25 protein-coding genes, 1 pseudogene and 1 riboswitch are annotated in these 25,693 nt (G+C 37.7%); of the genes and pseudogenes, 21 read left to right on the top strand and 5 right to left on the bottom strand.

Annotated elements, in window-relative coordinates; all coding sequences use genetic code 11:
- Positions 1 to 159: 159 nt before the first annotated feature.
- Positions 160 to 1,209 (top strand): hypothetical protein, encoded by a 1,050-nt coding sequence (locus LVD15_RS12295; RefSeq protein WP_233780622.1) that lies wholly within the window; start codon positions 160 to 162, stop codon positions 1,207 to 1,209.
- A gap of 57 nt (positions 1,210 to 1,266) precedes the next feature.
- Here the strand turns inward: LVD15_RS12295 and LVD15_RS12290 are convergent, their stop codons facing one another.
- Positions 1,267 to 1,740 (bottom strand): DUF6232 family protein, encoded by a 474-nt coding sequence (locus LVD15_RS12290; protein ID WP_233780621.1) that lies wholly within the window; start codon positions 1,738 to 1,740, stop codon positions 1,267 to 1,269.
- 194 nt (positions 1,741 to 1,934) lie between these two features.
- Here LVD15_RS12290 and LVD15_RS12285 point away from each other — a divergent pair, with 194 nt between their 5' ends.
- Positions 1,935 to 2,375, top strand: a complete 441-nt coding sequence (locus tag LVD15_RS12285; protein ID WP_233780620.1) for a hypothetical protein — start codon at positions 1,935 to 1,937, stop codon at positions 2,373 to 2,375.
- 1 nt (position 2,376) lies between these two features.
- On the top strand, positions 2,377 to 2,757 hold the full coding sequence (crcB, locus tag LVD15_RS12280) for a fluoride efflux transporter CrcB (RefSeq protein ID WP_233780619.1): 381 nt from the start codon (positions 2,377 to 2,379) through the stop codon (positions 2,755 to 2,757).
- Between the two features lie 17 nt (positions 2,758 to 2,774).
- On the opposite strand, the gene LVD15_RS12275 is transcribed toward crcB, so the two are convergent.
- Complete coding sequence (locus LVD15_RS12275; protein WP_233780618.1) at positions 2,775 to 3,407, bottom strand: carboxypeptidase-like regulatory domain-containing protein; 633 nt, start codon at positions 3,405 to 3,407, stop codon at positions 2,775 to 2,777.
- A 9-nt stretch (positions 3,408 to 3,416) separates the two neighbouring features.
- Positions 3,417 to 4,466 (bottom strand): M42 family metallopeptidase, encoded by a 1,050-nt coding sequence (locus tag LVD15_RS12270; protein WP_233780617.1) that lies wholly within the window; start codon positions 4,464 to 4,466, stop codon positions 3,417 to 3,419.
- Positions 4,467 to 4,682: 216 nt separating this feature from the next.
- A riboswitch (SAM riboswitch) is annotated at positions 4,683 to 4,786 on the top strand.
- A 260-nt stretch (positions 4,787 to 5,046) separates the two neighbouring features.
- On the opposite strand from LVD15_RS12270, the pseudogene LVD15_RS12265 reads away from it, so the two are divergent.
- The 18 genes and pseudogenes from LVD15_RS12265 (at position 5,047) to LVD15_RS12185 (ending at position 24,258) form a co-directional block, all read left to right on the top strand.
- Positions 5,047 to 5,395, top strand: a pseudogene (locus LVD15_RS12265) (4Fe-4S binding protein).
- 20 nt (positions 5,396 to 5,415) lie between these two features.
- The gene (locus tag LVD15_RS12260; RefSeq protein ID WP_233780616.1) at positions 5,416 to 6,597 is read left to right on the top strand and encodes a trans-sulfuration enzyme family protein; all 1,182 of its coding nucleotides are present in this window, start codon (positions 5,416 to 5,418) and stop codon (positions 6,595 to 6,597) included.
- A gap of 54 nt (positions 6,598 to 6,651) precedes the next feature.
- Positions 6,652 to 7,494, top strand: coding sequence for a nitrite/sulfite reductase (locus LVD15_RS27110; protein WP_306416938.1), 843 nt, complete (start codon positions 6,652 to 6,654; stop codon positions 7,492 to 7,494).
- Positions 7,421 to 8,788: a ferredoxin-like domain-containing protein gene (locus LVD15_RS27105; RefSeq protein WP_306416937.1), complete on the top strand. Its 1,368-nt coding sequence runs from the start codon at positions 7,421 to 7,423 to the stop codon at positions 8,786 to 8,788. The genes LVD15_RS27110 and LVD15_RS27105 overlap by 74 nt, the downstream gene beginning before the upstream one ends.
- Complete coding sequence (cobA, locus tag LVD15_RS12250; protein WP_233780615.1) at positions 8,785 to 9,540, top strand: uroporphyrinogen-III C-methyltransferase; 756 nt, start codon at positions 8,785 to 8,787, stop codon at positions 9,538 to 9,540. The genes LVD15_RS27105 and cobA overlap by 4 nt, the downstream gene beginning before the upstream one ends.
- 6 nt (positions 9,541 to 9,546) lie before the next feature.
- Positions 9,547 to 10,143, top strand: a complete 597-nt coding sequence (locus tag LVD15_RS12245) for a precorrin-2 dehydrogenase/sirohydrochlorin ferrochelatase family protein (protein ID WP_233780614.1) — start codon at positions 9,547 to 9,549, stop codon at positions 10,141 to 10,143.
- Positions 10,097 to 10,792, top strand: a complete 696-nt coding sequence (locus LVD15_RS12240; protein ID WP_233780613.1) for a phosphoadenylyl-sulfate reductase — start codon at positions 10,097 to 10,099, stop codon at positions 10,790 to 10,792. Before LVD15_RS12245 ends, LVD15_RS12240 begins: the two co-directional genes overlap by 47 nt.
- Before the next feature lie 343 nt (positions 10,793 to 11,135).
- Positions 11,136 to 13,766 (top strand): ATP-binding protein, encoded by a 2,631-nt coding sequence (locus LVD15_RS12235; protein ID WP_233780612.1) that lies wholly within the window; start codon positions 11,136 to 11,138, stop codon positions 13,764 to 13,766.
- 5 nt (positions 13,767 to 13,771) lie between these two features.
- Positions 13,772 to 14,236, top strand: a complete 465-nt coding sequence (locus LVD15_RS12230) for a response regulator (protein ID WP_233780611.1) — start codon at positions 13,772 to 13,774, stop codon at positions 14,234 to 14,236.
- A gap of 55 nt (positions 14,237 to 14,291) precedes the next feature.
- Positions 14,292 to 15,650, top strand: a complete 1,359-nt coding sequence (locus tag LVD15_RS12225; RefSeq protein WP_233780610.1) for a sigma-54-dependent transcriptional regulator — start codon at positions 14,292 to 14,294, stop codon at positions 15,648 to 15,650.
- Positions 15,651 to 15,859: 209 nt separating this feature from the next.
- Positions 15,860 to 16,300 (top strand): response regulator, encoded by a 441-nt coding sequence (locus LVD15_RS12220; protein ID WP_233780609.1) that lies wholly within the window; start codon positions 15,860 to 15,862, stop codon positions 16,298 to 16,300.
- Positions 16,301 to 16,359: 59 nt separating this feature from the next.
- On the top strand, positions 16,360 to 17,262 hold the full coding sequence (locus tag LVD15_RS12215) for a Cbp1 family collagen-binding glycoprotein adhesin (RefSeq protein ID WP_233780608.1): 903 nt from the start codon (positions 16,360 to 16,362) through the stop codon (positions 17,260 to 17,262).
- Between the two features lie 197 nt (positions 17,263 to 17,459).
- Positions 17,460 to 18,011, top strand: a complete 552-nt coding sequence (locus LVD15_RS12210) for a nucleoid-structuring protein H-NS (RefSeq protein ID WP_233780607.1) — start codon at positions 17,460 to 17,462, stop codon at positions 18,009 to 18,011.
- Positions 18,012 to 18,041: 30 nt separating this feature from the next.
- Positions 18,042 to 18,617: a hypothetical protein gene (locus tag LVD15_RS12205; protein ID WP_233780606.1), complete on the top strand. Its 576-nt coding sequence runs from the start codon at positions 18,042 to 18,044 to the stop codon at positions 18,615 to 18,617.
- Positions 18,614 to 19,453, top strand: coding sequence for a hypothetical protein (locus tag LVD15_RS12200; RefSeq protein ID WP_233780605.1), 840 nt, complete (start codon positions 18,614 to 18,616; stop codon positions 19,451 to 19,453). Before LVD15_RS12205 ends, LVD15_RS12200 begins: the two co-directional genes overlap by 4 nt.
- The gene (locus tag LVD15_RS12195) at positions 19,440 to 21,881 is read left to right on the top strand and encodes a leucine-rich repeat domain-containing protein (protein WP_233780604.1); all 2,442 of its coding nucleotides are present in this window, start codon (positions 19,440 to 19,442) and stop codon (positions 21,879 to 21,881) included. Before LVD15_RS12200 ends, LVD15_RS12195 begins: the two co-directional genes overlap by 14 nt.
- Positions 21,882 to 21,884: 3 nt before the next feature.
- Positions 21,885 to 23,780: a transglycosylase domain-containing protein gene (locus LVD15_RS12190; RefSeq protein WP_233780603.1), complete on the top strand. Its 1,896-nt coding sequence runs from the start codon at positions 21,885 to 21,887 to the stop codon at positions 23,778 to 23,780.
- Complete coding sequence (locus tag LVD15_RS12185; RefSeq protein WP_233780602.1) at positions 23,725 to 24,258, top strand: penicillin-binding transpeptidase domain-containing protein; 534 nt, start codon at positions 23,725 to 23,727, stop codon at positions 24,256 to 24,258. The genes LVD15_RS12190 and LVD15_RS12185 overlap by 56 nt, the downstream gene beginning before the upstream one ends.
- On the opposite strand, the gene LVD15_RS12180 is transcribed toward LVD15_RS12185, so the two are convergent.
- Both LVD15_RS12180 and LVD15_RS12175 read right to left on the bottom strand, forming a co-directional pair.
- Positions 24,259 to 25,131, bottom strand: a complete 873-nt coding sequence (locus LVD15_RS12180; RefSeq protein WP_233780601.1) for a hypothetical protein — start codon at positions 25,129 to 25,131, stop codon at positions 24,259 to 24,261.
- A gap of 1 nt (position 25,132) precedes the next feature.
- A complete protein-coding gene (locus LVD15_RS12175; RefSeq protein WP_233780600.1) occupies positions 25,133 to 25,645 on the bottom strand; it encodes a YfiR family protein in 513 nt (170 codons plus the stop codon).
- Between the last annotated feature and the right edge of the window lie 48 nt (positions 25,646 to 25,693).

The raw sequence follows: 25,693 nt of genomic DNA, 5'->3' as shown, positions 1-25,693 counted from the left end.
TTTCGGAAATAATGATATGAGGTAATTAAATAATATAAACACAACTAAATGAACATTTATACACTTAAGTCACATATACCTAATAAGACTTTACACCTGTAATAGAAATAGGCATAAGTGAAAAGAATATTTAAATTTGATAAGGTAAACTGACAGCAAATGGCACTAATCAGCAAGAAAAAGAAGACCTATACTGTATCACCTCAACTGCACGAATACCTTAAAGAGAATGACAGGGAGATTGATCTGCCTATTTCTTATGCAGATCTACAGCGATACAATAACTCAATCTCTCTATTAGATAAAAATGATAAGGACACCTTGTGGGAAACAGTATTTTACCCGCAGGCCGATATGGTTCACATTCATGATAGCCTGAAGAAGATTTATGCCATCATAAAGGCTGATGGTGATCTTTCTGTAATGCAACACTTATTCGTAGATAGAATAGACCTCTGTGTATATGGAAACACGCAGCCTTTTAGGGCCAGAATTGTTAATCAGATCAATGATAACTTTGATTACTTTTACATCAAAAATGCTGATGCCTCCAGAATTTATGGGCTAGAGCTAGAGCACCTTTTATCTCCTAACCGCATTAGCTATGTGGTAGACAGAGAAACGCTTATAGAAGAACATATAGTGGGGATTCCTGGCGATCAGTTTATGAAGCACCACATTAATAGTGACAACGTAAATAAGATCAGGCTATCAAAGGAATTTGTAAAATTTAATGAGAGGTGCTTTGTAAGACTTTTAGGTGATATGCATTCCAGCAATTTTGTAATAGACATTACCCCTGATTTTGAAGATGTGGATTATAGAATAAGAGCGATTGATTTTGATCAGCAATCATACGAAGGCAGAAAGTCCATTTACCTACCTCAATACTTCAAGCAAAATAACCCGCTCATACAAATGGGCATTAACTGCATGACCCCTGAAACGGTAAAGCAATATCAAAAAGAAGAGCGTTTTCTCATAGGCACCCGATATAAAGCCAGTAAAGTAAAAATAAAACACCTTTTAAGTGTGATGGGACAAGACACTATTTCTACTCCTGAAAACATTAACACCTTAAAAACCGACTTATTCAACCATTACAAAAATAAAGATTTCCTAAAATGCAGTTCTATGGGAGATATTCTAAAGGTAAGTCTAGATACTGTACTGCAACAAAACCCACCTTATCAATTTCCTATAGAATAAAAAAAACAGGCCTGATATATTACCAGACCTGCTTAAGCATTAATACAATTCATTTTATTAGCTGACAATTACTGTTTCTACTTTTTCCTTTTTTACATACCTGTAATAAGCCTTTTTCAATGAACCAGCTATGTGCGCTACATATTCTCTACTTTTACTTACTATTGGTCTTTTCTCTCCTTCGGCAGTTCTTATCTCTACAGCATATTTATCTTTAGCTACAATCATCCACAGTATACCACCAAAAATAAGTACCACTCCCACTCCTATAGAAAGCATATTAGAATCTATAAGGTAAATAGCCTCCTCAGTAGTATAGCTTACATCAGCAAACATCTCCATAGATCCCAAAAGTATTCCTAGAAAACCCAGTAAAAAAAGTACAACTCCAGGCACTTTACTAGCAGGGATTCTTTGCAAGTTTACATTAGTAATCCCATCAAGATTATACGCTTGTTTTTCAGTGTAAAACTTCTCTCTGGTAATTTTCACACCATGACCATCGGTATATATTATTTCTTCGTTTTTCATTTCTTTCAAATTTTAGTTGAATTGGTTTTGGTTTAGATGTTACCACTGATTTGAAAACAAATTGGGTGCCGGGTGCCATATTCTATCATTTTACAGAAAAAACCGCCTTTTAAATGCTTTGCGCGAGTAATTTATTCCACATTAAGGTGTGATTTTTTCTCCTTTTTGTTTCTTTGTACCTAAACAAAATCACCTTGATAGTAGCAAAACCAAAAAAAGGAACCCTATTTTCACTAGGCCTATTTATAGTTTTAGCTGTAGGTCTGGCCACATACATCACCCTAACTATGCTTCAGGGCAGGCCAGTGTGGTATCAATATGCTTTAGTAGCCTTGCTATACCCTATAGGCATAGGCCTGGCAATAAAAGTAGTATGGGGATACAAAGTGGTAACTGTAGGTAAAAACAGAATTAGCATCAAGTACCCTATCCGCTTTCAAACGGTTAACTACACCCTAAAGGAATTAGCCTCTTGGAAAGAATCTGTGGTAAAAACTGCTACAGGCACCTTTAAAGAAGTGGCCATTAAATTTGTAAATGGAAAAATCCTCAACCTCTCCTATCAGGAACACACTGACTACCCCCAGGTGATACAGTACCTAAAGAAAAAATGCGCACGAAAAGCTATAAAGTAAGATGTTAAAAAATGTATTATTAGTTGGCCTGGGAGGTTTTTTAGGCAGCACCAGCAGATACCTCACCTACTACCTTATTGATAGAAAAGTTGAATCTTTATACCCTTGGAGCACATTTACAGTAAATATAGTAGGCAGTTTAATCTTAGGAATATTACTCGGCTTTATAGCCAAAGCCCACCTAGCTAATGACCACCTAAGACTTGTATTTGCAGTAGGATTTTGCGGCAGCTTCACTACCTTCTCTTCATTTATGTACGAAAATCTCTATCTATTCCAACAAAAGGCCTACTCCACTTCCATGCTCTATTTAATAGGCAGTATTGTGTTAGGCTTTATTGCTGTATTTGCAGGTCAGGCGCTGGGCAGATCAATGATTTAAGCCTTTAGCAAAGCTTTTTATTCATTATCCTCATCACTCCTTTTGTTGCTGATTTCGCCTTCTTTTAAATCCCTGAAAAAGTTAGACCATCGCACAGGGTTTAGAAAGTTATTAGGCGGCATTTGACCAGTAAGCTCATACAATCGATTATACCGCATCTGATCATAATAATAATCTGATTTTTGGTTTTCTTTTAACGTCTCGTGCATATCTCTTCTCACCTCATGCACCAGATCTGCCATCCCTTTTTTAGGCTTAGTATCTAAAAAGGCCTCTTCAAAACTATCTACCGACGGCCAGGGGAAGACCACCACCTCATTAAGCAGTACGGTTTCCTTTCTCATCAACTGTACTAATGAATAATGGTCAGAAGTTAACTCAAAAGGCATAATAAAAACACCTTCGTTATAACCTATAGAAGAAAATTTAAGAGTATCTCCAGGATTTAAAAACACGGTAAAATAGCCACTATTATCTGTGGAAGTACCGTACATAGTCCCTTTGATTTGTACATTAACGTAAGGCAGAGATTCTCTATTATCTGCATCTAACACCATACCCACTACACGTACCGAATGAGCCGTTTTCTGAGCCATTGCCACACATGACATTAAGAGTATACCTAATATTAATCCTGCCTTACGTTTCATATTTTATGTTTATTTATGTGTCCAATCATATTTATCCAGAGACTCTAAGCAAGCTTTCAATAAAGCAACACTAGCCTCAATATCCTCTTTATGAGTCATTTCTATTACCTGATGTAAATGGCGGGTAGGCACTGACACCGCACCGGATATCGCCCCTTTCTTACCCATTCTTTGTAATCCGGCTGTATCCGTACCACCAGCGGTAAGTACTTCTGTCTGCCATTTTATAGCATTATCAGTGGCCGTTTTCTTCATATAATCCACCATACGATAATCACATATAGTCATCGCATCTAATATTTTGATAGCCGTTCCTTCTCCTAAAGAAGTGATTTTCTCATGAGATGCTGCGCCCGGCAGGTCATAAGCTACTGTAGTGTCCAAACCAAATCCGAAGTCAGGATCGATGGTGTGAGCCGCTACATTAGCCCCTCTAATCCCCACTTCTTCCTGCACAGTAAAGACCCCGTAAACATCATAAGGGCAATCTTTTAAATTCCTCAAAGTCTCTATAAGGATATAAACAGAAACCCTGTTATCTAATGATTTACAGTTTACACAGCTACCCATCTCTATCAGCTCTCGCTCTCTGGTTATAGGGTCACCTACAGAAACTACTTTTTCAACTTCCTCTTTACTCATACCAAGATCAATATAAAAATCTTTAATCTTTGGCATTTTTGTTCTCTCTTCAGGCTCCATTACATGCACAGGCTTAGTACCCATAACACCTATTACATCTTCCCTACCATGGATAATTACCCTCTGAGCGGTAAGTGTTTTAGGATCGAAACCTCCCAGGGTAGTAAAACGGACAAAGCCTTTATCATCTATATGAGTTACTATAAAGCCTATTTCATCCATATGAGCGGCTACCATGGCCTTTTTCTCTGATGAAGCGCCCCTTTTTAAAGCAATCACATTACCCAGGTTATCTACCTCTACAGAATCTACCAGAGGAGTTACCTCTTCTATTATCAGATTCCTTACTCTGCTTTCATATCCGGGAGCTCCAGGAGCTTCACATATCTTTTTTAATAATGCTACGTCTACTGACATTTGTTTACTTTTTATAATAGTGAATTCATTACCTGGTCAATATTAACCAATAACCTATATATTCTGTTTACTAACAATCCAATATTTATGATAAGGCTTATTCAAAGTATTTTAGAGCGGTATTTTTTAAATTTCCAAAAAATACCTTGGAAAAGTTTGCAGTTGTCAAAATAAGCTATTTATCTTTACGGTATCAATTACTCTAATTAAGTAGTTGATTTATAAAGAAGAGGTGAGAGACAGGCTCAAAGATCCTCTGGCAACCATCAATCAAAAATGATATAGGTGCCAAATCCTGATCCTAAGGGAGAATATAAATTGACTGAACAATGAGCACTATCAACAACATCAAATCAGAATTCCGAAGCACGACAAAGCAATTCCTTTCTTGCTTCACATCAATTCTTTGTACTTTTTTCAATATCAACATCAACATGTGCTGTTGTTGTTGCTGTTGTTGCTAAGCTAATATTTCCATATTACCCTTAGCACACTAGCCTAGGATCATACGCCTGCATGGCTATCCATATCCTTTCGCTACCTCACAATCACTTTTTAAATCATAAAACCAGAATCAAAAATGGCAATACATATAACAGACGAATGCATTAATTGCGGTGCTTGCGAGCCCGAATGCCCCAACACAGCCATCTATGAAGGTGGAGCTACCTGGGCCTGGGGGTGACGGCACCGAGCTTGGAGCAGTAGAATTGGAAGACGGGTCTGAAATTCCTGGTGATGAGCCGCAGGAACCTTATTCAGAAGAATTCTTTTATATAGTATCAGGAAAATGTACGGAATGTGTGGGTTTTCATGAAGAGCCTCAGTGCGCTGCGGTATGTCCCGTAGACTGCTGTGTACCTGATCCTGACTATGAAGAAAGCAATGAAGAACTAGAAGAAAAACAACAATGGCTGCACGCCTCATAATTTTTATTTGTTAAACTCATATGTCAGAATACAAACATTTTGAAACGCAAGCAATAAGAAGTCAGAGCGAAAAATCTCCTTTCAGAGAGCACTCTACTCCTATATATATGACCTCCAGCTTCACTTTTGAAGATGCAGAACAGGCACGTGCCCTTTTTGCAGATGAAATGGAAGGTAATATTTACACCCGCTTTTCAAACCCTAATAATAATGAGTTTATTAGTAAGCTCTGCTTATTAGAAGGCACTGAAGATGGAATCTCTACGGCATCAGGCATGGCTGCTATGTTTTGCAGTATGGCTGCTTTGCTAAAAAATGGAGACCACGTACTGGCATCACGCTCAGTATTTGGTTCTACACACCAGATTTTCACGCAGATTTTTCCTAAGTGGGGCATTACCCATTCATATGCAGACATTAATAATCCTGATGAATGGGAAGCTAAAATCAATGAGAATACTAAAATGATTTTTGCTGAAACGCCTTCTAACCCAGCCCTGGATATTATAGATCTGGAATGGCTAGGCAAGTTGGCTAAAAAGCATAATCTAATATTAAATATAGATAACTGTTTTGCTACCCCTTACTTACAGCAGCCAGCTAAGTTTGGCGCTAACCTAGTTACCCACTCCGCCACCAAGTTTATGGATGGCCAGGGCAGAACTATGGGTGGTGCTATAGTAGGAGATGCAGACTTGATCAAAGAAATTCGCTTTTTCGCCAGACATAGTGGCCCAGCCATGTCTCCTTTTAATGGATGGATCCTTTCTAAAAGCTTAGAGACTCTAGCCATAAGAATGGACAGACACTGTGAGAATGCATTAAAAATAGCTGAATACTTAGAAGGACACAAAGAATTAGAATTGGTGAAATATCCATTTTTAAAGTCTCACCCTAAATATGAGTTAGCTAAAAAGCAAATGAAACTAGGTGGCGGTTTAGTCACTTTTGAAGTAAAAGGAGGCATTGAAAGAGGAAGAAAATTCTTAAACAGCCTTAAAATGTTATCTCTCACTGCCAACCTGGGAGATTCAAGAACGATAGCTACACACCCGGCATCTACTACTCACTCTAAACTTACAGATGAGGAAAGAGCCAATGTGGGCATCACACCAGGGTTGGTCAGGATATCAGCGGGATTGGAAAACGTGAATGATATTATTGAAGACATAGAAAACGCCCTAACGGCGTCTGCTAAATAGCAGGTCACAAAAGAAACTACTAATCGGAAACGGAAACTATTAATAAGAAGTAAAATGAGCGTAACATTTAATGACAAAATTTCTACAATAGCTCAAAAAGACATTAAAGAGCTGGAGGATAAAATCTCCGCTTTTAAAGGAGGGAAGATTGATGAGGAGCGATTCAAGGCATTCAGATTAGCCAGGGGTGTTTATGGACAAAGGCAGCTGGGTGTACAAATGTTTCGTATCAAATTACCTTACGGAAAGCTAACCGGTGAGCAGCTGGTAAGAATAGCTGACCTCTCAGAGGAATACACCAACGGAAACCTGCACGCCACTACGCGTCAAAATATTCAGCTCCACTATGTGCACCTGGAAGATACCCCCGAAATGTGGGCTAAACTGGAAGAAACAGGAGTAACTACCAAAGAAGCCTGCGGTAATACTGTGAGAACAGTAACGGCCTCAGACATTGCAGGTATAGACCCTAACGAACCGTTTGATGTATCTCCTTATGCTGATGCTGTAACTCAGTATTTCTTAAGAAACCCTATCAATCAGGAGATGGGAAGAAAAATAAAAATGGCCTTTTCTTCCAGCGAAAAAGACTCTGCTCTTACTTACATTCATGATTTTGGCTTTATCCCCAAAATTAAAGATGGGAAAAGAGGTTTTAAAGTAGTAATAGGTGGTGGTCTGGGAGCTCAGCCTTTCCTTGCCGTTACTGCATACGAGTTTTTACCTGAAGATAAAGTTATTCCATTAGTAGAGGCTGGCCTTAGGGTTTTTGACAGATACGGAGAAAGAGAGAAAAGATTCAAAGCCAGAATGAAATTCCTCATTGAAGAAAAAAAGAGGTATCGGCTTAGAGAAATTCCTGGAACTGACTCAGGAAGTGCAAAAATCACTGGCTAACCATTCTGTACCGGTAGAGATACCAGAGGATAGTTTCATTATCCCTAAAGAAAAGGCGCTGCCAGATTTTGATCAACCAGAGGAAGCACTTTATAATGAATGGCTTGCTACTAATGTGTTTGAGCAAAAGCAAAAAGGTTTTTATGCCATTAAAATAAAACTGCCTTTAGGTAACATTCAGGCAGAAACTGCACGCCAGCTGGTAGCTAAGCTAGAGGGATACGTAGCCGATGATTTTAGAATTTCAATCAGCCAGGGTATAATCTTAAAATTTGCCAGAAAAGAATATTTGCCTTATATCTATCAGGTACTTTCTTCTCTTAACCTGGCTCACCCAGGCAGTGATTCTATCATTGACATTACTGCTTGCCCCGGCACTGACACCTGTAACCTGGGAGTAACTGACAGCACCAGTATAGCCCAGATATTGGAAGACCTAATATATAAGGAGTATAACCATTTGGTGAAAGACTCTGAAATTAAGATAAAAATAAGCGGCTGTATGAATTCATGCGGGCAGCACATGATCGCCAACATAGGTTTTCATGGTAGCTCTATTAAGCATGGTAAATTAGTAATACCAGCTCTGCAAGTAGTAATTGGCGGTGGAGTAGATGAAACAGGCAAAGGTTTTGTAGCTGACAAAGTGATAAAACTGCCTACTAAGAGAATACCAGATACCGTAAGAACTTTACTTAATGATTATGAAGAAAATGGTAATGAGACCGAATACTTCAACGATTATTATGCAAGACAAGGAAAAAAATATTTTTACGATCTGCTTAAGCCTTACGCTAACCTGGAAACCATCACTGATGATGACTACAAAGACTGGGGCGAAACAGACAACTTTATTCCTGAAATAGGTACAGGAGAATGTGCCGGCGTTACTTATGACATGGTTGGCACCATTATAAACGATGCCAGCGAAAGATTAGAAAAAGCTAAAGAAGCTTTAAAACAAGGCTATTTCGCAGATTCTATCTATCACAGCTACAGCTCACAAGTAATTGGAGCTAAAGCACTCCTGCTTAGTAAAGATGTGAAATGTAATACCCACATAGGCATTATTAAAGATTTCACTACCTATTTCTACGAAAACGGAGAAGTTGATTTTGGAAAAAACTTTGAAGAAAAAGTATTAAAAATTAACGACAACGAGCCCACTGAAGCGTTTGCTAAATCTTATTTAAAACAAGCGGATGAGTTTTTCTCTATAGTAATAGCTATTAGAAAAAGCCAAATAGAAAATGGAAATCTAGATAAAGAAGTACTAAACCCTTACAGAGCATGAGCAATTCGGGAAGATTAACATTAGTAGGTGCAGGTCCGGGAGATCCTGATCTTATCACCATAAAGGGAGCGAAAGCCATTGCTTCAGCTGAAGTGATTTTATATGATGCTCTGGTAAACAAAGAATTATTAAAATATGCTGTAAAAAGCAGCAAGAAGATATACGTTGGCAAACGCTCAGGCAAGCACAGCTCTACTCAAGATGAGATCAATCAACTGATAGTAGAGCATGCTTTACAAGGCAAGCATGTGGTGCGCCTGAAAGGAGGTGATCCTTTCATTTTCGCCCGCGGCAAAGAGGAATTAGATTATGCTGAGAGCTTTGGCATTTCTACTGACGTGGTTATAGGTATTTCCAGTGTTAACCTGCCCGGTTATTATGGCATACCTCTTACCACCAGAGGTGTAAATGAAAGCTTTTGGGTAGTTACTGCCACCACTCGTAATGGAGAGCTTTCTAAAGATGCTCACCTGGCGGCACAGTCTAGCGCCACAGTGGTGTTTTTCATGGGCTTAAAGAAACTGAAAGAGATAGTAGCGCTATACAGTGCTTTTAACAAGGAGCACTTGCCAGTAGCTATTATCTCTCAAGGATCATTACCTACCGGAAGTGTGGTAGAAGGCACCATTGAAACTATAGTAGAAAAAAGTCATGACATTCCGGCTCCTGCGCTAATAGTGATAGGAGAATCAGTTGGTGAATATTTAAACACCCACCAACCCGTACCGGTACATGTTCAGGCCAGATCATAAATAACAATGAGCAAAAACCAACTATTTCCAATATTTCTTAAAATAAATCAGATCAGAACCCTGATTGTGGGAGGCGGAGCTGTAGGCTTAGAAAAGCTAGGCGCTTTGCTAAAAAACAACCCTGAGCCCTGGGTAAAACTGGTAGCTACTGATATATGTGATGAAATAAAGGAAATAGCAAAAAGCAAAAAGAATATAGAATTAGTAGAAAGACCTTTTATTCCTGAGGACCTGGAGGGAGACATACAATTATTAGTTCTCGCTACAGACATCAGAGAGACTAATAAAGAAATTTATCAATTAGCTAAGGCGAAAGGTATACTCACCAACGTAGCTGATACTCCCGATTTGTGTGATTTCTATCTGGGCTCTACAGTTACAAAAGGTGACCTGAAAATCGGCATTTCTACTAATGGTAAATCACCAACTTTTGCTAAACGCTTCAGAGAAGTGCTGGAAGAGATTCTTCCTGACGAGACTGACAATCTGATCCAAAATTTACATGCGATCAGAAATAAACTAAATGTGGGTTTTGCAGAAAAAGTAAAGATATTAAATGAACGTACAAAAGAATTGGTATCCTCAAGAGGATCTGAAAAGTAAATTGGCTGATTCTGACTTATCATATAGCAAACTTTCTCCATTAGAGCGTATGGAGAAATTTTTTAATGATCATAATCCTAAAGACATTCTCATTACTTCATCGTTTGGGAGTTCTTCAGCCATAATTCTGCACATGATCAGCAAGGTGAACCCAGACCAGCCGATACACTTTATAGATACTTCATATCATTTTGAAGAAACAGTAAAGTATAAGGACCAACTGGCTGAGCAGCTGAACTTGAATATCGTAGAAGTAAAAGCTAAGCCTAATAAAAATAGGTTTACCGATCAAAATAAAACCTATTTACAAAATCAGGATTTGTGCTGTTTCATTAATAAGGTAGAACCCCTCAATGAAATAAAAGCTCAGCATAAATTTTGGGTTTCTGGGCTTATGGCTCACCAAAATGCTAATCGTAAAGACCTAAGCATTTTTGAGCAAAAGAATGAGATCATCAAGTTCTACCCTATTCTGGATATGACTGCTGAAGAAGTAGAACTGTACAAACTTATATATGAGCTTCCTTCTCACCCTTTGGTAAAAAAAGGATATGACTCCATTGGCTGTAGTCATTGTACTCAAAAAGGCACAGGCCGCGATGGGCGCTGGGCTAACCTCAACAAAACAGAGTGTGGCCTGCATGCATAACTAAAAGGCATTCCATCTGGTTAATTATACATTTAAAACCCGCTAAAGATTATTTAGCGGGTTTTTACGTATGGTATTTACTGTTTGAGCAATAGATATCTGGTTATTCGTTTTATTTTTGAGGTTAACTTATTGGAGAGTTTCAGAGTTATAGCCTACTAACAAGCTATTACTACCCTCTCATAATAAATAGTATTCGGCTCTAAATCGTTGGGTTCTCATGTAGTATTAATTACATAGAGAATTAACAAAACCCGATTGGATCTTGAATTGTAAGGAACAAAAAACTGTTTGATCGCCTTTATATGATATTTAAAGGCTGTACAAAAGAAATAAAAACTCAATGAAAGGTAAGATTATTCTGGCTTTCCTATTAGCTCTGGTAGCACTCACCATGATTGGTTTTGTAGGTAGAAACACGCTTACACAGCTTATCAATTCTATAAAAAAAGAGTCTGAGCCCAATCCAAAGCTCACTCATTTAAAAGAAATTATAGCTAACCTTCGAGAAGCTGAAAATAGTGTCAGAACCTATACCATCACGCAGAACCCTGAAAACCTAACTCCCTTTTACCAGGCTGCTACCACTTTTGACAATAAAATGCAGCTGCTATATGCTAACATCAAAAACAAAGATCAGATGAGGCTGGCCGATTCTATGGAATCATTAATAGGGCAGAAATATCTGATCATGAAGAAGTTGATTGATGTAAAAAAAGACCGTGATGCCAACAAAGTACTGGAAAGAGTATTGGAGAATATCAATCGGTTAAAGGAAAGGGATTCTATTCCGGACTTTATTGATAGTGAAGGTTTTGACATCAATATGCTTACCTATGACCGCATCCAAAAAGTAGATGTACCCGAACAAAGAGAGATACAGCAAAAGAAATCATGGTTTCAGCGGCTTTTCGGAAAAAGCAATAGCAGCTCGGACAATAACTCCAAAGAAGAAGACAGCGATAACTCTGAAGAAGAAAATTTAGCGACTGATACCCGTAACGCTAATTCTAACAATGATTCTCAAAATAGCAGTGACACTACCGAAGTGCTCATCTCTACCACCATACCAGACACTGGTCATGACATCAGCTCTACGGAGATAGGCCACATTATTAGTGAAATAGGCAAGGAAGAAAACAGGAATTTTCAGGCAGTAAAAAATCAGGAACTACGCCTTACCACCCAAGATGTAGATATTATGCAGAAGGTGTTAAAGCTAGCCAACCTTTTTGAAGATAAAGAAAAGAAAATATCTCAAAACAGGGCTGAAAATGCTCAGCTCACCACTAACAGAGCCAAGAAGTTTATTAACATCACCTGGATAGCCACTCTGGCCATGTTTGCTGTGCTTTTACTAATCATTTTTAATGATATCAGAAGAAACCAAAAAAACAAAGACCGACTAAAACAAGCCAAGGAGAGAGCTGAAAAACTAGCTAAAGTAAAAGAGGAATTTTTGTCTAATATGAGTCATGAAATCCGTACGCCTCTTAACTCCATTATCGGTTTTACTGAGCAGCTAGATGGCACTCCACTTGACAATCAACAGCAAAATTACCTGAGAAGCATCAAACACTCAGGAGCCCACTTGCTCCGCCTGATTAATGATGTGCTAGATTACGCAAAGCTAGAATCCGGCAAATTATCAATGGAAAAAATTGGCTTTGAAGTACGAGAAAGCATTAAAAACATTGTTGATTCGTTTAAAACTCAGCTGGAAAAAAAAGGCCTTATTATCAATTTGAATATAGATGCAGATATACCTCAGGTCTTTGTAGGTGATCCTGTTCGCTTCGAGCAAATATTAATTAACCTGGTCAGTAATGCCATCAAATTTACCGATGAGGGCAGTATAGACATAGACATGAAACTGCACAAAGCAGAAGGCATGGACTGTTATGTAAAACTTAGCGTGTCAGATTCAGGTATTGGTATACCAGAAGAAAAGCTCAGCTCCATATTCAAAGATTTTTCTCAGGTAGACTCCAGCGTTACCAGAAAGTATGGCGGCACGGGCCTCGGCTTATCTATCGTTAAAAAAATAGTAAACATACTAGGCGGAAATATTTCTGTAAATAGCAAAGAAGGAGAAGGCACCACTTTCATTTTGGATCTGAGATATGACATTGGCTCTGAGGCAGATTTAAGTCAATCTAAAAAGTCTAGTCTGGATTTCACTAAGCTAAAAGGTTGCAAAATAATGGTGGTAGATGATCAGGAATATAACCTAGAACTCATTAAGGTTATTTTTGATAAATGGCAGATTAAAGGTGCTTTCATCAGCTCAGGAAATGAAGCCATTGAAGATTTTAAAGAAAACCAATATGACCTCATTTTCATGGATATGCACATGCCGGAACTTAGTGGCATAGAAACCGCCAAGGCTATTCGTGCCCTTGAAAGTGATACCAGAACGCCGATTATAGCCCTTACCGCAGCTACTTCTAAAGAAGAATCTGATAAGTGCCTGGAAGCCGGTATGGATGACTGTCTGCTTAAGCCTTTCACCCAAAAGGAATTATTCGAAACCATACTTACCACGCTATTCGGAGAAGAAACTTCAACACCAGAAAGTGAAAACGAAATCGCATCTGAAAATGATAAAAAAGGCCTATTAGATCTATCTGAATTACATGAGTTAGCTAATGGAGATGTCAATTTTGTGATTAATATGCTTAATATTTACATCAATAACTTTTCTAAAGACCTGGAAGAGATGAAGGAAGCCATAGCAGCCAAGGAGTTACTAAAAGCCGGAAAAAAGGCACACAAAATGGTTCCTCCTAGCAGACACCTGGGTTTCTCAGAACTCGCCAGCTTGTTAAAAGAAATTGAAATTAAATCTGAAGATGAGTCAAACTTTACAGCAGTAGAGGAGTTAATACAGGAAGTTGAGAAATTATACCTTATAATTCTTCCTGAGATTGAAAGTGAAATTTCGAAACAAAAAGCATCAGAACCAATAGCATAAAGGGTATGGATACTTTGAATAAACAAGAAGCAGTAGAAGAGACTTTAAAAGCCATAGAAACACAAAAAATCCTTAAGTTTTTTGTAGTTGATGATGATGAGTATTTTAACACGCTAGTTAAAAGCTATATAAAAAAGATAGGTGAAGAAAATGACTTTCATGCAGAAACCCACAGCTATACTGATGGAGCTTCTTGCCTGGCTCACATAGATGAAAATCCTGACTATATCATTTTAGATTTTTACTTGGATGCTAATAATGACATTACCCTTACCGGTTATGATGTATTAGAAAAGATACAAGAGCACAATCCTAAGATCAATATCATAGTCATGTCTCAAAAGCATGAATGGGCTAATTTTGTAGATGAATTCAAAAAATTTGGCGCTTTAGGCTTCCTTAAAAAAGATGATTTCTTCTATGACAACCTCAGATCTATGATCATATCTGATAATATTGCCTCGGCTTAATTTTTCTGAAATAAAAGACTTATTTTTAGAGCCGTAAACCGGCTATAAAAGAAAGATGTCTAAGTTTTTAGTGTTCGTAGTGGAAGATGATGAGTGGTATAGAGAGCTGCTCGGTCATAATATTGCACTTAATCCTGATTTTGAAATCAAAAAATTCGACAGTGCTAAAGCTGTACTTCAGGAATTAGACAAAAATCCTAACGTTATTACGCTAGACTATCGCCTACCTGATATGGAAGGCGAAAAAGTGCTGCAGCAAATCAAGGCCTATAATCCTGATATAGAAGTAATCATAGTTTCTGAACAGGAAAAAATTGAAACGGCAGTCAACTTGCTTAACCTGGGGGCTTATGACTACATAGTTAAATCTAAAGACATCAGAGATAAGCTGCTTAATACCATTAATAACATTAGAAAGCAGGCTTCGCTCCAGGCCAGAGTAGCGAACTTACAGGAAGAAGTTCAAAAAAAATACAGCTTTGAAAACAGCATAATCGGCCATAGCGATAGCATTAAAAAGGTTTTTGGTCTTATTGAAAAGGCAGTTAGTAATAACATCAGTGTTACCATTACTGGCGAAACCGGAACCGGTAAAGAGTTAGTAGCCAAAGCTATTCACTACAATTCTGCTCGTAGAAGTCAGCCTTTCGTGCCGGTAAATGTAGCGGCCATTCCTAAAGAGTTAATAGAAAGTGAGCTTTTCGGTCATGAAAAAGGCTCTTTTACCGGAGCTAATTATCAAAGAATAGGCAAGTTTGAAGAAGCTGACAAAGGCACTCTTTTTCTTGATGAAATAGGCGAAATGGATCTCACCCTACAAGCCAAACTTCTGAGAGTACTTCAAGAAAAAGAGGTAACGCGTATAGGAAGCAATAAAACCATAAAAATAGACTGCCGCATAATTGTGGCCACTCACCGCAACCTGTTGCAAGAAGTGAAAAAGGGCAAGTTCCGTGAAGATTTATACTTCAGACTGTTCGGGCTCACCATAGAAATCCCTCCTCTTAGAGAAAGAGATAAAGACATTATTACCCTGGCGAAATATTTCATTAACAGCTTCTGTGAAGAAAATAAAAAAGAGCCACCGGTACTTAGTAATAAAGCACAAAAGAAACTGCTTAATTACACTTACCCAGGAAATGTGCGAGAGCTTAAATCTGTAATAGAATTGGCCGTGGTGATGTCTAATAACGATGAAATATCTGAAGACGATATCAACTTCAGCAATAATGAAGAGCTGTATGATCCGCCTACACACGGCCTTACCCTGAAAGAACATACTACCAGGATCATAAAACTCTATTTGAAAAAACATAACGATAATATTAAAGAAGCCGCTAAAGAATTAGACATCGGCTATTCTACAATATACCGTGTATTGAAAAACGAAACCATGGATGAGGACGAAGATTAAGTCCTCATCTCCACTCCTTCCTCTACATTTCACTCACATATTCTTCTCTTCATAAATTTTCATTTTAACAAAATTTGTCAAAATGAAAAGGATTTTCATTTCCTTAAGAATTATACAACATTGATTATCAGTGTTTTAAAAATATTTTTCATTTTGGAACGAGATTGGAATTACATCTGGCATATTACAAATCGCTTGAACGAAAATGAATGGATGTAGTAAAAAAAGAGATCAAAATAGCGATAGTTGAAGATGATATATTTTACGCTGAAGCTATAAAAAAACATATAGACAATGAGTTCGCCAAAAGTGGCAATAGCCTGGATGTAAAGGTTAACCACTACGGCACTGCTCAGCAATGTTTAGAAGAAACAGAATCAGACGTAGATATAATCTTACTCGACTATTACTTAGAAGATGACGCAGGTGATATTCCATTTCCGGGCGTACCACTTTTGAAAGCTATCAATAGCTATTGGAAGAAGTCAAAAGTGATAGTGATTTCTGGACAAAACAGCCAGGAAGTAACTATAGAGCTTTTTAAAAATGGAATATATGAGTACATCATGAAAGATGAACAAACATTTTCAAGGCTTTCTTCCACATTAAGAAGAGCCATTAGGGAAAAGATTTTAGACTATTACATATAAAAAAAGGGTATAGATGCTCCCTGAAAAGCACATAAAACAGAAACCAACAATTTACCAATATGAAAACTCTTAAAAGATATATAGCAGTATTACTAATAGCACCGGCATTTGTAGCTTGTAATCAAAAGAAAGTAGATCAGTTAACTTCAGAAAATCAGGAGTTATCATCAGCCAAGCAAGAGCTGAGCACAGAGCTTGAAGATTATATGAAAACCTTCAACGAAATAGAAGCCAACCTTAAAGAAATTAAATCAAGAGAGGATAAAATTAATTTAAGCGCTTCTGATAATGTAGAATACAAAGAAGGCAACGCTAAACAAGCTGTGGTAAATGACATCAAAGCAATCAACACTTTGATGGCTGAAAACAGAGCTAAAATGGATGAACTACAAACTAAACTTAACACTAACAGCAGTGAGTTTAAGAAAATGGTAGCCAACCTTAATTATAGAATTAAGCAAAAAGATAACGAAATAGCCACTATGAAAGGTGACCTTGAAAAGCTTAACATAGAAAAAGAGCAGTTAGCAGAAAATGTAGAGCACTTAACTTATACTGTTGATACACTTTCTAACTCTAACAGTCAGAAAGTAGAGCTTATAGCTAACCAAACTAAAACTATAGAAGAGCAAACTGAGTCATTAAACACTGCTTATGTAGCTATAGGTACCAAAAAAGATCTTGAAGAAGAAGAAGTAATCACTAAAGAAGGTGGAGTATTAGGTATAGGCGCCACAGAAAAACTTAAAGCAGATTTGAACAATAAGGCCTTTAGTAAAATTGATATATCTAAGACTAATAGTATACCTGTATTTGCTAAAAAGCTTGAGTTAGTAACTAGTCACCCTAAAGACTCTTATGAGTTAGCTTGGAATGATCAGGATCAGATAGAAAAATTAGTAATTCTTGATCCTTCAAAGTTTTGGAACTCATCTAAATACCTAGTGGTGAAAGTGAACTAATAACACATCATTAATGCATTTCACAGAAGGGTTCTACAACAGAACCCTTCTGTTTTACATTGTGTATAATAATTTCTACACTAAGGGGTTATATACGCAAAACATGCCTTAATTTTGCAATCCAAGCCTTTTGCAATAAACTGGCACACTTTTTACTTTAAAAAAATCAAATCATAAAAATCTTAAAGAATTAACCTATGATACAATCAAAATCTCAGAGTAAACCCACTGCACTCTCACACTATTTATTAATGGCCATGGTAGCCTTATTAATAATATTTAGTGCAGGGTGTAAGAGTAAAAAACAAGCCGGGGATATATCTGATGCTGATGCTGAAAAAGCAAAGATGGAACAGGAAGCCAGACAAAGAGAGCTGGAAGCAGAAAGAAGAAGAGCAGAAGAAGAAAGATTAGCCAGAGAAAAAGCCAGAGCTGAAGCTGAGGCCGCTGCAGCAGCTGCCAACAAGCCAGAAAACAAATTAGCTGACTATTTTCAGGCAATAGCTAATGCGCCTACTACATCATCTGCTAACAGCAGCATTAATGAGGCCTTAACCATGTTCTCGTCTCCTGATGCACCTGTTTTGATCGTTATAAGCCAGTCTGGCAGTCAGAAGGACTATGACAGGCCTACCACTATTAAAGAATACCTGAACTATCTGAAAGATCAGAAAAAGAATGTCAACCGAATTAGTGATCTTCAGTTTGACGCTTCCGGAAAAATAAAAGAAGTAGAACTTTCAAAATAATTGAAGATACACAGCTTAAAATTAGACACTATGAATAAATATAAGATTATAATCGCTTCACTATTCTTTTTAGCTATTGGCAATGTATATGCCCAAAGCGACGACATTAGCCCAGAGAGAAAACAGGCTATAGACTCGCTGGCATTAGAGAAAGTGAGAGACTTAAGTAAATACATAAGCATAATAGGAAATAAAGAAACACCTTTTTCTGAGGCTAACCGTGTAATGGACCGCGCTGAAGAGCTATTTGCTACAGATAGTGAAATAGGTGTATCATCATTAAGCACTAATGATATCAACTATTATAAAATCAGAAAGTACTTTGAAAGACTTATGGCCCTTAACTATGACAGAGTAAAAATTAAATGGTATGACATACACTACATTAGTGACCTGGAGCGTCAGCCTGACGGCCGTTATGTAGGTGTAGTTACTGTATACCAAAGATTTGAAGGTACTTCTGACGATGGCATGGAATACAAAGACACCACTAAAAAGGACATCACCATTTACGTAGAAAGAAAGCAAACTCAAATTTCCGGACGTACCATTGAATTCTGGGACGTAATGTTAGGAGATATCAGAGTTACAGAAACTACCGCATGAAGTCGTTCTTAAGAAGTTCATTATATATTATCATATTATTCTCATCCATACACTCACAAGCGCAAATTGTGAGTGATATGGATGATGAAAGTAAACTCTACGCTGAAACCAAGCAGGTAAACCAGTTCTTCAGAAGATTTAATGGAGAGGAAGACGAAAAGGGCGATAGGTATTACCCAAAAGATCGTCAATACCAGGATGCTAAGCTGCGTCAGAAATACATCAGTATACTTTTTGATTCGCAGAACAGAGGCATAGAAAGTGGGCTGAAAGAGGAATTCATAAAAGATGTAACCTCAAAAGAAGCTCCTAAAATACTGGATTTTCATGGAGACAAATGGTTCTCTGAAGTACATACCACCTTCAGCTACGAAGGCAAGGATATACCTATTGTGCTCTTTATGAAGCTAGAGAGAGAGAATAAAGGATATAAATGGGGAATATTTAGAGTGTACTCAGATGTGTTTAAAGAATACCTGAAAAAGGACACTTCTAACCATGATAAATTCCTACATCCTTTAAGTCATGAATTAGATTTCATGAACCTAAGAAAAGCACTTAATGAAAATCAGCAAAGCGTTAGCCAATTTACGGCTAATGATTATAAGCCTGATTACCTCACTTTGTTTTTATATGAAATAAAAAAGGGTGATCTTAAGTTCAAAACTATTCAAAATGTAAAATTTCATTTTTTCCAATTAAGCGGCTGGTACTTTGAGCTCTCTGAGTTTAACAGACCGGGCTACAACACAGGCTGGCTAATGTCTAACCTGGTAAAAGTAGCTGATAAGGATAAAGACCTATTGGAAAAATATATCTATTATGAAAATAAATAAATTGACCTACCTTATCCTGATACTTTTCCTATCAGGACTTAGCCATGTAAGCTTCTCTCAACAACAAATTGAAGATGAGCAAATGGACCAGTATGAAGAAAAAGTAAAGGAGATAGTTAATTTCCTTGAATATGTACTCAATACTCTGGGCGATAAATCTACCTCCGCCAGGGATAAGGATGTCATTATTAATCAGAGTTATACCAAAATATTCAGAGATGCCGAAGTGCAGGTAGAAGATGATCTCGATGAAGCCAGAGACGTGATTACTAATAAAGATGTACAGGCCTATTTAAAAGACATTGATTTCTTCTTTAAAGAAGTGAAATTCGATTTTAATATTGAAGATATCAGCCATTATGTAAATGATAATGGAGAGCTTTTCTTTAAAGTAAGCATGACCAGAAACCTAAGCGGCGTATCTCTGGAAGGTGACTCTGTAAACAATACCAAAAAGCGCTTTATAGAAGTAAATCTTGATCAGGAAGCGCAAGACCTAAAAATAGTAAGTCTTTACACTAATCCTCTCAACCAAAAAGAAGCCTTAGCCAAATGGTGGAATGCCCTATCTTATGAATGGAAAGCCATTTTTAAAAGAAAAGCAGGGGTAACGCAGACAGCTACAGACAGTGACATAAAACACATCACTGAATTAGACGAACTAGACATTTCCGGAAACAATTATATTACTAACATAGAGCCACTTTCTGTGCTTAGTAACTTAAAAATACTAGACATCTCTAACTCCAATATTGAGGATCTTAAACCCATCAGAAACCTCACTAACCTGGAGGAATTGAATGTATCACACACAAAAATAACCTCCTTAGAAGCGCTTAAATATGCCAGTTCATTAAAATATTTACAGGCACAGCATACGCCGCTTAATGATATCAGCGTACTATCTCGTTTATCTAAGCTACAAACCGTAAACTTAACCGACACTCAGGTTCAGGACTTTACAGCACTTTCAGGTGCTAAGCAGCTAAATACGCTGAATTTATCTAAAACTAATCTTTATAGCCTGATACCTATTGGCAATATCACAGCCTTAAAAGAGCTGAATATTACAGGCACACAAATAGATAACCTAGGGCCGCTCAGTAGTCTTTCTCAGCTGGAAATATTGAAAGCAGATAGTACTCCTATATATTCTTTAGCGCCATTAAAAAGCATGGCTCAGCTAAAAATATTATCTATCAATTATACTACTATTGATGATTTGAGCCCTCTCAGCTCTATCAGTACTTTAGAAAAAGTATACTGTGACAGCACTAACATTTCTAAAGATGATGCCAATGAATTTATGACTTCAAACACAGGCATGCTAGTAATATTTGAGTCTGATGACCTTAAAAACTGGTGGAGCCAACTAAGTATAGCCTGGCAAGATATTATTAAGAAATTTGTGCCCATAGCCGGAAAAACCCCATCTAAAGAGGAGCTGGCTAAAATCACAGCACTTGATTCAATTAATTTTGATAACAATCTTTACATAGAAAATCTGGAACCCCTTAGCAAGCTAAGAAAGTTGAAAAAACTGATTGCTTCTAATACGGCCATCGCTGATCTATCTCCTATTTCAGGCTTTAGAAATCTTAACTACTTAGATATCAGCGATACTAAAGTAGAAGATTTTGGCACCTTGGCTCAGTTTCAGCAATTAGAGGTGTTAAAAGCTAACAGAACAGGCTTAGCTTCTTTAGATACGCTAATGCAGCTTAACAGACTCAGACTCATAGAAGCTGATTTTACCATGATTAAAGAGCAGCACGTAGACACTTTCTTAAAGCAGCACCCTGATGCGCTTATCATTTTTAAATCAGAATATTTAACCGCCTGGTGGGGAGACCTGTCTTCTGACTGGAGAAACATTTTCTCTATACAGACATCGCTGAGCAGTGAGCCTACCAAATATCAGCTGCATAAGCTTATTGAACTCACCAGCATTGTTTTTTCAGAAGCCAATGTAATGAGCCTTCAACCACTTGAAAATTTTGTAAGACTAAAAGAAGTGAAGTTTTCAGGCACAGGAATATCAGACCTAAGTACTTTAACTAAGTTTAAAGGACTAGAAAAACTGCAAGCCAGCAAAAGCCCTGTATCTGATTTAAAACCGCTGAGTGAGCTTTCCAACTTAAAGTATCTTGATATTTCTAACACTCCTGTTGATGATTTAAAACCATTAAGCGACCTTTACAGCTTGGAAGAAATTAACTGCGCAGGCACACAGATAAAAAGGCTACGAGAACTAGATAACCTGGCAAATTTGAAAGTATTAGACTGCTCTAATACCAATATCAAAAAGCTGGATGAAGTGGCTCATCTGAACCTGAAAGTGCTTAAATGTTATAATACCCGAACATCAGACGGACGCGTTGAGGATTTTAAAGAAAGCAATCCTGAATGCAATGTGATATACTACTAAACTATGGCGAAGGCAAAAAGAAAGAAAAGGTCAACTAAAAAAAAACAGAACAAACTCAACTTTAAATTTTTCTTTAAAATAATAGCCATAGGCCTAATAGGCGTAGCATCGCTATTGGCTCTTTTTTATTATGCTGTAAAAGGTGGTGTGTTCGAAGAACTGCCTAACAAGCAGATACTCAGCAAAATTGAGAACAATGTAGCTACTGAAATCTACAGTGCTGATTCGGTCATACTTGGGCGCTTCTATTTACAGGAGCGTACCAGAACCGACTTTGATGATATTTCGCCTAATGTAATTAATGCCTTAGTAGCTACTGAAGATGCCCGTTTTTATGAACATAATGGTGTAGACAATCGCAGTTTATTAAGGGTGCTGTTTAAAACATTGCTTCTGATGGATCGTAGTTCTGGCGGCGGAAGCACCATTACCCAGCAGCTGGCTAAAAACCTGTTTCCCAGGAAAGATCATGGCTTTCTTAGTATCCCTGTAAGTAAAATAAAAGAAGCCATTACAGCCAGGCGACTAGAAGAGATCTACAATAAAAAACAGATCCTGACCATGTACCTGAATACCGTGCCTTTTGGCGATAACGTGTATGGTATAGAGATGGCCAGTAAAAGGTTTTTTAATAAAAAGGCTAAGTATCTAAAGCCACAGGAAGCTGCGGTATTAGTAGGTATGCTTAAAGCGAATTATACTTACAACCCGAGATTGTACCCGGAAAACTCGCTCAAAAGGCGTAATGTGGTACTGCATCAAATGCTTAAGTATAACTACCTCGATCAGCAGAAATATGACTTGTTAAAAGAAAAACCCTTAGGACTTAACTATACCAGAATAACTCATAACACCGGTACAGCTACTTACTTTAGAGAGTACCTCAGAAAAGAATTAGAAAAGTGGTGTGAGAAAAACACCAAGCCCGATGGCACACCTTATAATCTATATACTGATGGACTGAAGATTTATACCACCATCAATTCTTCTATCCAAAAGTACGCAGAAGCGGCTACTGCTAGTCATATGAAAGATCTGCAGCAGATCTTCAACAAGCATTGGAACACTGGCAACCCATGGAATAAGCAAAAATCATTATTGATGACAGCTCTTCATGCTTCAAATCGTTATAAGGCGCTCAAGAAGAAAGGGTTTAAAGAAAACGAAATTATTGACAGCCTTAGTAAGCCTATCCCAATGAAACTCTTTAGTTGGAGTGGGGATAAAGAAACCAAAATGTCACCTATTGATTCTATAAAACATAACCTCACCATGCTGCAAAGTGGTACCATGGCTATGAGTCCTGACAATGGAGACATACTCGCCTGGGTAGGAGGCATAGACTATGAATTCTATAAGTATGATCATGTAAACATCAATACCAAAAGACAAGTGGGTTCTACTTTTAAACCTTTTGTCTATGCCGCTGCGCTAGAATCAGGTGTAGATCCTTGTGATTATATTTCTGGCGAAAAGACCACTTACACCAACCTTTCTGATTGGTCCCCTGGTAATGCCAGTGCTGATGAATATGATAAGAAATACACCTTTAAAGGCGCCTTAGCGCATTCTGTAAATACAGTAAGTGTAAAAGTATTAGAAGAAGCAGGTATAGAAAACACTATAGAGCTAGCCCACCATGCTGGTATAAGTAGCGAATTACCAGAAGTGCCTTCCATAGCACTCGGTACGGCTGATGTGTCTCTCATGGAGATGGTAAGTGCCTACTGCACCTTTGCTAACGGAGGTCATGCAGTAAAGCCAAGATATATCACTTCCATTACTGATAGCCGTGGCAATGTATTAGAAAGGGTAAAAGAAGAAAAAAAGCAAAAGGCGAGTGATGACCAAAGAAACGGCCATGATGATGAACTCGCTACTACAGTCTGTAGTAAATGATGGAACAGCCGGAAGATATAGATGGAAGTATAAAATGACCAATGAGCTGGCGGGCAAAACCGGCACCACGCAATCTAATGCTGACGGCTGGTTTATAGGCTATAATCCTGAAATAGTAATTGGCACCTGGGTGGGAGCAGATAACCCTGGCATTCACTTTAACAGTACTGGTCTGGGCTCTGGCGCCAGCATGGCCTTACCTATAGTAGCCAAGTTGCTGGATAAAATCCAAGATGACAAAAAACTAAGGCCTATGGGCTATGCTAAGTTTAGTCCGCTGCCAGACAGACTTGCCAGGTACCTGGACTGTGAAGCTGAAAAAGAAGATAAGCAGTTTATGGAATGGCTCTTCGGTAAAAAGAAAAAAGATGACGAAGAAAACACAGCTGCCTTTGGAGAAGAAAACGAAGAAGAGGAAGAGAAGAAGAATATCTTTGATAAGATAGGCAATATCTTCAAGAAGAAGAAAAAGGATTAACTATCCTTCATTCCTCAATTCTTTTAGTTCTTTCATGTAGCGCTCATATTTATCAAAATCACGAAGGCTATGGTATATTCCTGCCAAGCCTTCTACCACATTTTCATTTTCAGGATTTTGCATATAAGCCGTTTGCATATAAGGAAGTGCCTTTTTAAAGAGCTCAATGGTAGCATCTTCAAGCTTATCAAATTCATCTAGCTCTTCGTCAAAATTGAGTTCTAATATTCTTCCTACCGCCTCGTTGTAATACAAGACTCCCAGACTATAATTAGCCACCATATTCAATGAGTCGCTGCTCAATACTATTTTAAAAGCATTTTCCGCTTTATCAAAATACACGCTATCTTGCTGTTGCAGCTCTTGCCCGGCATAACCAATGCCTAACGCCAAATAAAATTGATCTCTTGTAGAACCTAAAACCAAAACAGAATCAGGCAGCACCTCCACCAGGCTATCAAATTTATAGAAGCTAGCTATGGCACCATCAAATCTCTGTTTTTGAATCATACCCATAGCATCATTATAATAGGTAGTAGTCAGGTACTTTATATTTTGCTCTGTTTCTGTTAAATACTTACCTCTTTCGTCCATTTCCACGACCTTAAAAAAGGCATCAATGGCCTGAGCACGCACATCACTATGGGCCTCATCAGGGTTCTTTTTATAAATATCCTTATAAATAAAGCCTTTGATATAATAGGCTACTACTTGCTGTTGATATACCTCCTGTTGCAGCGCAGAGTCAATTACATACTTAGCCTCTTCAAGCTGACCTGCCTGGTAAAGATTCAGGGCATTACTCAAAGGACTCGACTGCCCAAAAGCGCTAATCGAAACCAAGAGAAATAATATGTGAATAATATATTTCATATTAATCTACCACTTTAGCCAGCAGTTTTAATTGATCACTAGGCGTTAACTGATGCTTAGATAAATTAATAGTGCTAAGCTCAAATTTTTGCTTATTATGCTCATAATAAAAATTAATGCCTGCTCCTTTTTTCAAAGCACCTTCTTTATCAGTGACGATCAAGTTACTACGTCCTTTGAACTGATCTATCACCTTACTAATTTCATTGTTTTTAGATTCGGCAATATATAAAATATGACAATCTGATATTTCTTTCAAGTCATCATACACCGAAATTTCAAACTTTTGGGCACCCCTGGTTTTTTGCCTTGCCATCTGGTGTAGCTCAGCTTCTAAAGCAGGGTATGAGCCGAATATTACAATCTTAAAGTTTCCTGAAGTCTGCTCTGGCGGCCATTCTATATATTTAGAGAAGTTATACAGAAAAATAGCCTTTACTTTTGCATTAATGTCTGGCACCGATGAAAAACTCAGAAAAGAAAATACGATAACAGGCATAATACACACCTGCATCAAAAATGATTTTATCTTTAATATGTTCCGAAAAAATATCAAAAAATG

The sequence above is a fragment of the Fulvivirga maritima genome (genome assembly GCF_021389955.1).
GTDB classification, from domain to species: Bacteria; Bacteroidota; Bacteroidia; order Cytophagales; family Cyclobacteriaceae; genus Fulvivirga; species Fulvivirga maritima.
The sequence above is the reverse complement of the archived record's forward strand: the minus strand, read 5'-3'. Positions and strand labels throughout refer to the sequence as shown.